The organism is Halobiforma nitratireducens JCM 10879, assembly GCF_000337895.1.
GTDB lineage: Archaea > Halobacteriota > Halobacteria > Halobacteriales > Natrialbaceae > Natronobacterium > Natronobacterium nitratireducens.
The window spans coordinates 1-10,349 of sequence record NZ_AOMA01000004.1 but is presented as its reverse complement, the minus strand read 5'-3'; the positions used below and the strand labels follow the sequence as shown (position 1 = coordinate 10,349).

Sequence of the window (10,349 nt, the reverse complement as noted above, 5' to 3'; positions counted from 1 at the left end):
CCCGCTCAGAGATGTGTATAAGAGACAGGCCTTGATACGGGCCGCCAGCGCGTTACCGACGCCGTCGGCCTCGGCCAGGTCGTCCTGGTCGGCCTGCTTGATGTCTTCGATGGACTCGAAGCCGGCATCGCGCAGCGCGTCGGCCTTGCTCGCGCCGACGCCGCTGATGTCCTCGAGCGCCTGCGGTTCGTCGCTGTCAGCGTCCGGTTCCGATTGTTCGTCGTCTGCCATCTATTAGACACCCCCCTTGGCGGGTTTCTGGGTGATGTAGACCCCGTCCTGGAAGATACGCGTGTCCTTGCCGCTGACTCGCGTCAGCTGCTCGATGTCGGCCGCCGTCTGGCCGACGTCTTCCTTGTTGGGGCCCGAGAGGACGAGTTGCTCGTCGTCGACGGTGACCTCGGTGTCACCGTGGATAGTCGTGCGTCGCGGTGCCTTTTCGCCGAGGAAGTTCTCGATGACGACTTCGTCGCCGTCCACACGGACCTGCATCGGGAAGTGAGAGTAGAAGACTTCCATCTCGTACTCCCAGCCCTCGGTCACGCCGTGGAAGGCGTTGGTGATGTGGCTCTCGAAGGTGCCGACGGTCGCGTTCGTCTTCGCGTCCTCGGCTTCGCTTTCGATGACCACGGTGTCGTCTTCCACGTCGACGCTCACGTCGGGGTACCAGAGGCGGCGTGTGACGCTGCCTTCCGGTCCGTCGACGGTCACATCGAGGTGGTCTTTCTCGACGGTTACGTTGTCGGGGATTTCCAGTTCGACTCGCATGATTAGTAGACGTATGCGATCACCTGGCCCCCAATACCCTTCTCACGAGCCTCGTAGTGGCTCATGATGCCGTTGCTCGTCGTGACGACGAGCGCGCCGAAGTCCCGAGCGGGGAGATAGCGCTTCTCCCACTTCTCGAACTCGTCGGCACCGGCACTGTAGCGGGGCTTGACTGGGCCACACTCGTTGATCGCTCCTTTCAGTTCGACCTCGAACTGACCGGCTTTGCCGTCGTCGACGTACTCGAAGCCGTCGATGTACCCGCGGTCGTAGAAGACCTCGAGTACGCTGCCGATCTCGTTCGAGGCGGGCGTTACCTCGTGGGTCAGATGCCCCACGCTCTCGGCGTTATCGAGTCCCGAGAGCGCGTTGCTGAGTGGGTCGTTCCCTGTCATATTATCGGTACTTCCTGAATCCCATGTCGCGGGCGATTTCGCGGAAGCACTGTCGACACAGGTTGATGTCGTACTTGCCGACGAGACCCTGCTTGCGGCCACAGCGCTGGCACTCCTCGATCTGGCCGGTGCGCTTTGCGGCGTGCTCGCCGGTCCGGTCGGCACCGGCGGCCTCGGACTCGGCCGCTTCCGCCTCCGATTCGGTCTCCGGTTCGGTCTCTGGTTCGCTTTCACTCATCTGCGGACTCCTCCACGGTTACGTCGAAGGTCGACTCGAGGTACGCGACCGCGTCCTCGGGTGTGAGTCGGTGACTCGACGGGATCGACCGCGTCGCCTTGTCGCGCTTGGCGATGCGGTAGCCCGGACGGACCAGGTTGACGGTCACGTCCAGTCCGTAGATCCCGACGTTCGGGTCGTACTCCTGGCTCGGGAACTCGGTGTGTTCCTCGACCCCGAAGCTGAAGTTGCCCGTATCGTCGAACTGCGACTCCGACAGCTCCGAAAGCGGCAGGGCCGTCTCGAGGAACTCGTGGGCGTCCTCGCCACGAAGGGTGACCTTCGTGCCGATCGGATCGCCCTGGCGAATGCCGAAATCGGGTTCGGTCTGTTTCGCCTGGGTTCGGACGCTTTCCTGCCCTGTGATCTCCTCGATGATGTCTTCGGCTTTGCCGAGTTCGCGGCCACCCTGACCGACGCCCATGTGGACGACGACCTTCTCGATGCGGGGTTCGCGCATCTCGTGGAATCCGGCGTCAGCTTCGCTCATTCGTCATCACCAGTGAAGTTCTCGTCGATGACGACGACGTACTCTTCGACGGTCTCGAACTCACCGTCCTCGGTCGAGACCGTGACGGTGTTCGAGCCGCTGCTCAGCGTCACGTCGATGTCTTCGATTTCGCCGATTTTCCCGCCGTGGTTGCCGCGAACGGCAGTCACGAGGGCTCCCTCTTCGTAGGGGAAGTGTGCGACGATGGACTTGTCCTCGTTGTCGACGACGATCGAGTCTTTCGTGCTGTACTCGTCGCCGTCCTCGACGAGGACGTTCGTCCCGTCGTGGAGGCTCAGCTGCGTGTCGCCACCCGACACCTGCTGTTTGCCCTCGATCTTACCGAGTCGGCTCTCGGCGGCGTCCGCGTCGATCTCGGTCAGCGCGAGCCGACCGCCCTCGTCGGGGAAGACGCGATAATACTCTTCGCGCCCGGGGAACGCGATGATGTCGAAGATACCGATCGGACGCTGTTCGTCGTTGATCGGCTCCCCGTTGACGAGGATCGAGTCCTCCGAGAGCGCGTACCGTGCTTCTTTCGTCGAATCCACGTAGCCGAGCACGTCCCGCAGGAGGACGACGAGCGGTACGCCGTCCTCGCCGTGGGGACCGGCGCTGGCCTTGACCGTGAAGACGTCGGTCTTCCGTTCGACCGGCCAGGTCTTGGGAACCGACAGTCGTTTCTGATGGTTCGTCATTCGCTATCACCTTCTCCTTCGTCTGTGTCGCCTTCGAGGCGTGCCTCGCGACGCTCGTCCTCCAGATCGAGCTCCGTGATACGGACGTTCGACGGGTCGAGCGGACGCGGCACTTCCTCGCCGTCCGCCGTCTCGACGGTAACGTCCTCGACGTGGATCGTCCCGTCCTCGAGGATCGCACGGACGACTTCGCCTTCCTCGCCGGCGTGGTCGCCGCGCATGACCTCGACTTGGTCGCCCGCGTTGACGCGGGTCCGTCGGGTGTCGTACTCCTCGCGGAGCTCGTCGGACAGCGTCGCGTGGAGCTGCTTCTGTCGCTTGTGCAGCGGTGCACGCTCCGTCTGCGTTCGCTGTTTGTGTGGTTGCTCCGTCATGGTCTATACGATCATCGTTGCGGTGCTCGCGATCGCCCCGAAGCGCTCTGCGACTTCGCGGGCGATCGGGCCTTTGATCTCCGTTCCGCGGGGCTCTTCGTTTTCGTCGATGATGACCGCCGCGTTGTCCTCGAACTTGAGACGGGTGCCGTCGGGCCGGCGGATCGACTTCCGCTGGCGGACGATAACTGCCTCGAGGACCTGACGGCGCATCTCGGGGGTACCCTTAGTCACGGAGACCGTGACCTTGTCACCGATCCCCGCCTTCGGCTGGCGGTTCTTGGTACCGTGGTAGCCCGAGACGCTGACGACCTTCAGCTCTCGAGCGCCGGTGTTGTCTGCACAGGTGACCAGCGACCCCTTCTTGAGGCCCTGCGTGACGTCGGCTTTCATCGCCTCCATCACTGATCACCCTCGCTTTCAGCGGCCGCGGCGAGGTCCTCGTCGGAGAGTTCCGGTTCGGGTTCGGCCTGGCCGGTCAGCTCCGCGACCTCCTCGGCGGTCGCTTCTTCAGTTACTTCGACGACCACGTGCGATTTGGTCTTCGACAGTGGTCGGGTCTCTGCGATCTTGACCGTGTCACCGACCGAGAGCGGCTCGAGCACGCCCGGTACGTGTGCCGGGATGCGCGAGCGACGCTTCATGTACCGGTCGTACTTCGGTACAGCCACGTCGTACTCTCGCTCGACGACCACGGTCTTGTCCATGTCCGTCGAGACGACCTGCCCTTCGAGGACCTGTCCTCGAACGGGAAGCTCGCCGTAGAACGGACACTTCTCGTAGTCGTATTCCTCCGGGTTTTCTGGTTCCGGAGGGGTTTCAACGTCTAGTCCTATTGCCATGGTGAATCACCATTCGTTTCCGTGCGTCGGGCGGGTCGTGAGAGCAAGCGCGATCCATCGACCGTAACGTAGGCCACGCCCTCGCCGGCACCGCAGCAACGGGTAGTCGAACCGTCGCCGCGACGACTGGCGGCATCGCCGCCAGCCCGGTCTCCGGGTTCCGATCGCTCGGTCTCCGCAGGTTGAGTGTCGGCCAGTTTGGACGCGGTCCCCGACTCCTTGGCGGAGTCGGCGGCGTCATCTGTGATCGCGAACTCGAACGTCGAGCCCGATTTCGGCACCATCACCACCCGAGACTCGCTGTCGTCACGGTCGGCGGCGACGCCGCCGTCCCAACGCTCCGCCTCCGGCGGAACGCAAACTTCGATCGAGAGCGTGTTCGTCGTCTCGATGACGACCCGGCCCTCGAGGCCGACCCGCGATTCGTCGTCGCTCTCGACGACGCGGACGGGGAGGCCGTTGAGTTCGTGTCGTGGCAGCGTCTCGGGTGTCAGTGCCATGTGTATCTTACTGTTCGTCTTCGTCCTCGAAGTCGCCTTCCTCGGTCTGGATCGTCTTGATCCGTGCGATGGTGCGACTGATCTCACCGATGCGACCCGGGTTCTCCGGGGCACCACCGGCCGCGAGGACGGACTTCTGGTTGAGCAGTTCGGTTTCGAGCTCTTCGAGCTCTTCCTGCCGTTCGGCAGGCGTCATGTCGCGGATCTCTTCGACGTGGAGAATCGCCATCAGGCGTCACCTCCCTCGTCTTCGTCGGCCTCGTCGGCTTCGTCTTCCATCTCCGCAACGAGCTCTTCGGCTTCCGCCTCGACGTCTTCCTCGAGTTCCTCGAGTTCTTCCTCGACGTCTTCGTCGCCGCCGGGGACTTCGACTTCTTCGAACTCCTCGCTGGCGTCGGCGTCGGCCTCGACTTCTTCCTCGATGACTTCCTCGACGACCTCTTCGTCGAGGTCCTCGTCGGCGTCGGCCTCGTCGGCCGCCGCTTCGACGCCTTCCGGGGCCGCGTCGGCCTCGTCGGGCTCGCCCTCGAGGAGTTCCTCGACACCTTCGGCCTCGTTGGCCTCGACGGCATCGGGGACGATCTCTTTGGGATCGAGATCCTCGTGGACGTGGAAGTCGTCAGGTAGCTGGGCGTTCGGCGGGATGATTTTGACCGTCACGCCGATGGTACCCAGCTTCATAACGGCCGTCGCCTGCCCTTCGTCGACGATCTCTTCGGCGGGCTGGCCGTTGTGCTTGATGTAGCCACGGTTGAACTTCTCGACGCGCGAGCGAGCGCCGGTGACCTTCCCGGAGAGGACGATCTCGGCACCTAGCGCTCCGGCTTCCATGATCCGGTCGATCGTCGTGTGACCGGCCTTCCGGAAGTACCAGCCACGCTCTAGAGCGTTGGCCAGCCGATCGGCGACGATCCGCGCGTTGAGGTCGGGTTCTTCGACCTCTTGGACGTCGACCTGTGGGTCCTCGAGATCGAACCGTTCCTCGAGGGCGGTCGTGACCTTGCGGATGTTCTCGCCACCTTTGCCGATGACCATCCCGGGCTTTTCGGCCTTGAGGACGATCTGGGTTCCCATCGGCGTCTTGGCGACGTCCATGCCACCGTAGCCAGCGCGGCCGAGCTCTTCCTGGAAGAACTCGTCGATCTGAGACCGCTGCAGGCCGTTTTCGATGAACTGTTGTTCGTCAGCCATTAGTTATCTCCCTCCTCGTCCTCGTCGGAGTCGGTTTCGGTTTCGTCGACTTCCTCGACGACGATCTCGACGTCGACCTCCGGCGTGTTCCACGCCGAGGCACGTCCCATCGCGCGGGGCTTGCGACCGGCCGACTCGCCGACCTTGTGGGCGGCGACGTGAGCGATCGCCATCGACTCGCCGTCGAAGCCCTGGTGATCGGCGTTGGCCTCGACGTTCTCGAGCAGATCGAGGAACGCATTCGAGACTTTCTCGGGATACCGTCCTGCGTCCCAGCCGTCGATGTCGGAACGGTGCCCGACACCGCTGTTGTGGGACTTGAACGGTACCGACTGTTCCTCGTCGATCACGTCCTGGAGGTACGCCCGGGCGTCGCCGACGGTGCGACCCTTGATCTCGCGGGCGATCTCCTTGCTGTGCTTGTGGCTCATGTGACGCTCCCGGAGCATCGCTTTCGCGGTCGCGTCCGGGTCCGCGTCGACTGAGTAGTTGATTCCCATACGATGATCACTTCAGTGGCACGAACTTCGAGGAGCGAGTCGCACCGATCCCGGCCTGTCCGTGTTCGACGGACGTGCGGGTCAGCTGGAACTCGCCGAGGTAGTGTCCGATCATCTCGGGCTCGACGTAGACGCGCTCGAAGGACTGTCCGTTGTGGACTTCGAACGTGAGTCCGACGAACTCCGGCAGGATCGGCATATCCCGCAGGTGCGTCCGGATCGGCGCGTTGGCGGTCTCCTCCTCGCCTTTCTCGCGGGCCTCCTCGAGAAGCTTGCGCTTCTCGACGGAGAGACCGCGTTCGATACTTCGCCGCTTTCGTGCGGGCAGCAGTTCCGCGACTTCCTCGAGCTCCATGTCCTGCAGCTCGTCGAGCGTGTGGCCGCGGTAGGTGAACTCACCTTCGCGGCCGGTTCGGTACTCCTGACTCATTTGTTTCCACCTCGACCGGTTCGGCGCGAGGAAATGTCACCGACCTTCCGTCCCGGCGGGGCGTCCCGCGAGATGGACTTCGGCTTGCCGGGGTGCTGGCGGCCACCGCCACCGAACGGGTGGTCGACGGCGTTCATCGCCACACCACGGACGCGGGGCCAGATACCGCCCCGCGATTTCATCTTGTGATGTTTGTTCCCTGCCTTGACGAACGGCTTCTCCGTTCGGCCGCCACCGGCAACGACGCCGATGGTGGCACGACACTGCGGATCGAGGCGCTTGACCTCGCCGCTTGGCAGCTGGACGACCGCAGCCGAGCGGTCGTGGGTGATCAGGTCTGCGTTGACACCCGAAGCGCGAGCGAACTTGCCGCCGTCGCCCGGGTTCGCTTCGACGTTACAGACCGGCACACCTTCGGGAATCTCCGCGAGCGGGAGCGTGCTGCCCGGCTTGATCTCCGCGGAGACGCCGACCTGAATCTCCTCGCCGACGGCGATGCCTTCGGGAGCGAGGACGAGACGCTGGTCGCCGTCCTCGAACTCGACGGCGGCGATCGGCGCGGAGCGAGCAGGGTCGTGTTCGATGTCCACGACCTCGCCGCGGACGACGTCGTCGTCTTCCTCTTTCTTGTGCTCGAGCTTTGCCTTGTACCGGTGGGACGGGGCGCGGAACGTGGAAGTGCCGCGACCACGTCGCTGTCCGAGGATTCGTCGTCCCATCGTCAGAACACCCCGATTCGCGAGGCGACTTCCTGTGCGTCGTCGTCCTCGGAGAGTTTGACTGTCGCTTTCTTCTTGCCCTTCATCGTGACCTGGGTGTTGATATCGTTGACCGAGACCTCGAAGCGGCTCTCGACCTCGTCACGGATCTCCGGCTTCGTCGCGTCCGGGTTGACGACGAACTGGAGCTTGTTCTCGAAGTCCATGTCGTTCATCGCCTTCTCCGTGACCAGTGGGTGCTCGATGATCGTACTCATCGGTCAGCCACCTCCTCGAGTGCGCTTTCGGTCCAGACGGTCAGTCGACCCGGCTGTGCACCGGGTGCGAGATCTTCCGCGTTGACCTCCGCAGCCGTCGCGACGTCGGCACCGGCCAGGTTTCGAGCCGCACGGGACGGCCCCGTCTCGCTCGAGGTGACAAAGAGGATCGACGTGGGTTCCTGGTACTTCCGACCGCGGGTCTTCCCGCGACCGGAACGGACCCCACGACCCTCGTCGGCGCGTTCGACGTCGGCCTCGAGACCGGCGGCCTCGAGGAAGTCGACGACCTCGCGGGTCTTCACGAGGTCCTCGAACTCGTCGTCGACGACGACGGGCAGCTCGAGGTCCTCGTCGAACTCGTGGCCGCGATCGGCGACGAGTTCCGCGTCGGTCGTCGCAGCGATGGCGCTGCGGACGGCCAGCTTCTTCTCTTTCGTGTTGATCGATTCGGTCCAGTCCTTCTCGGCTTTCGGCGGGTGAGCCTTGCGTCCTTTGATGGACTGTGGAACGCGTCGTGCGCGTCCGTCCTGTCGCGGGACGTGGGCCATGCCTCGGCCGCTGCCGAACGATTCGGCCGGCGTTCGAAGGCCGGCGAACTCGTCGGCACCGTAATCCTGTTTCCGGTTGGCCTGGGCGGCTCGCACGGCGCGGCCGATCAGGTCCGGACGGTACTGGGTCTCGAAGATCTCCGGGAGATCGACCGAGCCCGCGTCCGAGCCGTCCAGGTCGTATACTGTTGCTTCCATTGTCTATCTACCCCTGGTTGGATGCGGTGGAGACGTACCGGACCTCGGGGTCGAGGCGCGGCTGGTCTCCGGGTCGGATCGCCGGGCGGAAGCGTACGAGACGCTTCTCCGGCCCGGGGAGCGAGCCCTTGATCAGCGCGTGCGGTCCGTCGACTTCGCCGTAGTTGACGAAGCCGCCGTCGACCGTCGCGTCGGCACCGTTGCCGATGTCGACGAGGCGCTTGTTCAGTTCCGTCCGCTGGTGGTAACCGGTCTGACCTTGCTGCGGAACGGTCGACCGAACGCGGGACGGGTTCCAGGGACCGAGGTTCCCGATGCGGCGACGCCATCCCTGCCGGGCGTGTTTGCCCTTTCGTTTCTGGACGCCCCACCGCTTGACGGGGCCCTGGGTCCCTTTCCCTTTCGTAACGCCGCTTGCGTCGACGTACTCGCCGGCGCGGAACACGTCGTTCATAACGTGTTCGCCACCGTTCTCGAGTAGGTCGAGACCGAAGTCGACGCGCTCCTCGACGGAGCCGCCACCGACTCGAGTCTCCATGACGTCCGGCTTCTTTTTGGGCACGGACGGCACCTCGCTCGGTACCGTGTGCGTGATTGCACGAACGTCGTCGACGCGACCCTCCTCGAGCAGTCCGCGAAGCTCGTCTTCGGCGGCGTCGCTGTCGTAGTCGTCGCCGGGGAGGTCAAGAACGCGATCGAGTTCGTCGGCGAACTCGTCGGTCCAGACCTCGGTTACGGGGTTCATTCCGTACGGCGTGTCTTCGTACGCACGCAGGGCGACGGCGCGCATCGGCGGCGTCTCCACGATCGTCACGGGGACGGTCTGTTCCATCCCCTCGGTCGGCGAATTCGATTTATCGTCGACCATGACGACGTGGGTCATGCCGGCCTTGTAGCCCGCGAAGCCCTGGAGCGTCGGCTGTCCATCAGTGTCCGGCCACGAGTTGAAGCGCGGAACCTCCGAGGAGGCGCGCTTTCGTGGACCGAACCCGAGTGAGCCTTTCCGTGGTGCGTTTGATTGTGGCATTCTATCACTCTCTCAGTGAGAGGGGAGCGAGCGTGGCGAACACCGCTTCTTCGGTGCGTACCACGTCGCTTCCCTGATCCGGAACCGTGTTTAGCCAGAGGTCGAACCCCGGATCGGCCGGTGTGGGTTCGACTCCGTCATCCGCGCTCTCCGGCCCGTCGCCTGCGTGGGCCGACGCAACGTCGGATGCCTCGATTCCGAGGATGTCCGGCAGCCCTCTCTCGGGCGCACCGAAAGCGACGGTCATCCCGTCGGCTTCGACGCGTCCGGCCAGCGTCTCGAGCCGCCCCACGGTGAGCGTCTCACCGTAACGGGAGGCGGCGATGCAAACGCCAGCGTCCTCACGGCCGAGTGCTGCCGATAGGTCCGTCCGCTCGACTGAAAGCCCCGGGAGGGGGCGATCGACGAGCTTCGCCCGGACCGGTCGTCGCGAAGAGATCCTGACGGTCACGCGCTCCCCCTCCGAGACCTCCATGTCGGGAGGTGTATTGAGGGAGATCGGGTGTTGCATGCCGCAATTGACCCGGACGCGCCCTTCAGGTCCGACCTCGGTCACGATCCCTTGTCTTAACGACCCCGAATCGTTCGATTCGGAGCCGGTCCGTGACGCCGCACGCAGCGGCGGCAAGACGCCGACGTACTCCAGTTCGTCTCGCATCCCCCATACCTCGTTTCGGAGGTACGGGGGCGTTGCGGCGTACCGCAGGACGGTACTGACGAACCCGTCGCCGAACCGACCCGTGTCGCCATCCGAATCCGGATAGACGATCAGGCGGTCGACCCGGAAGATCGTCGCCGCACGGGCGACGTATCCGAGCTTGCGAGTTGCCTCGCGTTTGTCCTCGGCTTCCCGGGTGAGCGACGACGGCACGAGTACGCTGACGGTCATGCCGTGACGCTTGGATGCCGCGTCACTAGACTGTAGCGATGTATTGCGGATAGGGTCTTAAAAGGATAGCGGATTCGAATACGGCTGTGAACCGCTCACAGTACCGAATTCGTGGGGAACGGACACACACTCTCGACTAGGTGTCGTTCACCCATCTGTTCTAGTTTAGTGGCGGAGTGAAGCAGCATCTCAGCGGAAACTGTACCTAATTGGGAAGCTATTGGCTCAGGAGACTGGGTTCGC

The 10,349-nt window shown here is 64.1% G+C and carries 18 protein-coding genes; all 18 read right to left on the bottom strand.

Features of this window, described 5'->3' with window-relative positions:
• Window positions 1-234: 234 nt before the first annotated feature.
• From C446_RS00695 to C446_RS00610, 18 genes are read right to left on the bottom strand one after another with little or no spacing between them, the layout of a single operon-like run.
• The gene (locus tag C446_RS00695; protein WP_006671117.1) at window positions 235-768 is read right to left on the bottom strand and encodes a 50S ribosomal protein L6; all 534 of its coding nucleotides are present in this window, start codon (window positions 766-768) and stop codon (window positions 235-237) included.
• 2 nt (window positions 769-770) lie between these two features.
• A complete protein-coding gene (locus C446_RS00690; RefSeq protein ID WP_006671116.1) occupies window positions 771-1,163 on the bottom strand; it encodes a 30S ribosomal protein S8 in 393 nt (130 codons plus the stop codon).
• Between the two features lies 1 nt (window position 1,164).
• Window positions 1,165-1,401: a 30S ribosomal protein S14 gene (locus C446_RS00685; protein ID WP_006671115.1), complete on the bottom strand. Its 237-nt coding sequence runs from the start codon at window positions 1,399-1,401 to the stop codon at window positions 1,165-1,167.
• A complete protein-coding gene (locus tag C446_RS00680) occupies window positions 1,394-1,930 on the bottom strand; it encodes a 50S ribosomal protein L5 (protein ID WP_006671114.1) in 537 nt (178 codons plus the stop codon). Before C446_RS00680 ends, C446_RS00685 begins: the two co-directional genes overlap by 8 nt.
• Window positions 1,927-2,628: a 30S ribosomal protein S4e gene (locus tag C446_RS00675; protein WP_006671113.1), complete on the bottom strand. Its 702-nt coding sequence runs from the start codon at window positions 2,626-2,628 to the stop codon at window positions 1,927-1,929. The genes C446_RS00680 and C446_RS00675 overlap by 4 nt, the downstream gene beginning before the upstream one ends.
• Window positions 2,625-3,002 (bottom strand): 50S ribosomal protein L24, encoded by a 378-nt coding sequence (gene rplX, locus C446_RS00670; RefSeq protein ID WP_006671112.1) that lies wholly within the window; start codon window positions 3,000-3,002, stop codon window positions 2,625-2,627. Before rplX ends, C446_RS00675 begins: the two co-directional genes overlap by 4 nt.
• 3 nt (window positions 3,003-3,005) lie before the next feature.
• Window positions 3,006-3,404, bottom strand: a complete 399-nt coding sequence (locus C446_RS00665) for a 50S ribosomal protein L14 (protein ID WP_006671111.1) — start codon at window positions 3,402-3,404, stop codon at window positions 3,006-3,008.
• Complete coding sequence (locus C446_RS00660) at window positions 3,404-3,844, bottom strand: 30S ribosomal protein S17 (protein WP_006671110.1); 441 nt, start codon at window positions 3,842-3,844, stop codon at window positions 3,404-3,406. Before C446_RS00660 ends, C446_RS00665 begins: the two co-directional genes overlap by 1 nt.
• Complete coding sequence (locus tag C446_RS00655; protein WP_006671109.1) at window positions 3,835-4,344, bottom strand: ribonuclease P protein component 1; 510 nt, start codon at window positions 4,342-4,344, stop codon at window positions 3,835-3,837. Before C446_RS00655 ends, C446_RS00660 begins: the two co-directional genes overlap by 10 nt.
• Before the next feature lie 7 nt (window positions 4,345-4,351).
• Window positions 4,352-4,573 (bottom strand): 50S ribosomal protein L29, encoded by a 222-nt coding sequence (gene rpmC / locus C446_RS00650; protein ID WP_006671108.1) that lies wholly within the window; start codon window positions 4,571-4,573, stop codon window positions 4,352-4,354.
• On the bottom strand, window positions 4,573-5,535 hold the full coding sequence (locus tag C446_RS00645) for a 30S ribosomal protein S3 (RefSeq protein WP_006671107.1): 963 nt from the start codon (window positions 5,533-5,535) through the stop codon (window positions 4,573-4,575). Before C446_RS00645 ends, rpmC begins: the two co-directional genes overlap by 1 nt.
• Window positions 5,535-6,035 (bottom strand): 50S ribosomal protein L22, encoded by a 501-nt coding sequence (locus C446_RS00640; RefSeq protein WP_006671106.1) that lies wholly within the window; start codon window positions 6,033-6,035, stop codon window positions 5,535-5,537. Before C446_RS00640 ends, C446_RS00645 begins: the two co-directional genes overlap by 1 nt.
• 7 nt (window positions 6,036-6,042) lie before the next feature.
• Window positions 6,043-6,465 (bottom strand): 30S ribosomal protein S19, encoded by a 423-nt coding sequence (locus C446_RS00635; protein ID WP_006671105.1) that lies wholly within the window; start codon window positions 6,463-6,465, stop codon window positions 6,043-6,045.
• On the bottom strand, window positions 6,462-7,184 hold the full coding sequence (locus tag C446_RS00630) for a 50S ribosomal protein L2 (RefSeq protein ID WP_006671104.1): 723 nt from the start codon (window positions 7,182-7,184) through the stop codon (window positions 6,462-6,464). Before C446_RS00630 ends, C446_RS00635 begins: the two co-directional genes overlap by 4 nt.
• A 2-nt stretch (window positions 7,185-7,186) precedes the next feature.
• Entirely contained in the window at window positions 7,187-7,441 is a 255-nt protein-coding gene (locus C446_RS00625; protein ID WP_006671103.1) for a 50S ribosomal protein L23, read from the bottom strand.
• On the bottom strand, window positions 7,438-8,190 hold the full coding sequence (rpl4p, locus tag C446_RS00620) for a 50S ribosomal protein L4 (protein ID WP_006671102.1): 753 nt from the start codon (window positions 8,188-8,190) through the stop codon (window positions 7,438-7,440). Before rpl4p ends, C446_RS00625 begins: the two co-directional genes overlap by 4 nt.
• A 7-nt stretch (window positions 8,191-8,197) precedes the next feature.
• Window positions 8,198-9,217 carry a 50S ribosomal protein L3 gene (locus tag C446_RS00615; RefSeq protein WP_006671101.1) on the bottom strand — a complete coding sequence of 340 codons (1,020 nt, stop codon included), beginning with the start codon at window positions 9,215-9,217 and terminating at the stop codon, window positions 8,198-8,200.
• A 4-nt stretch (window positions 9,218-9,221) separates the two neighbouring features.
• Window positions 9,222-10,106 carry a putative RNA uridine N3 methyltransferase gene (locus tag C446_RS00610; protein ID WP_006671100.1) on the bottom strand — a complete coding sequence of 295 codons (885 nt, stop codon included), beginning with the start codon at window positions 10,104-10,106 and terminating at the stop codon, window positions 9,222-9,224.
• Window positions 10,107-10,349: the final 243 nt, after the last annotated feature.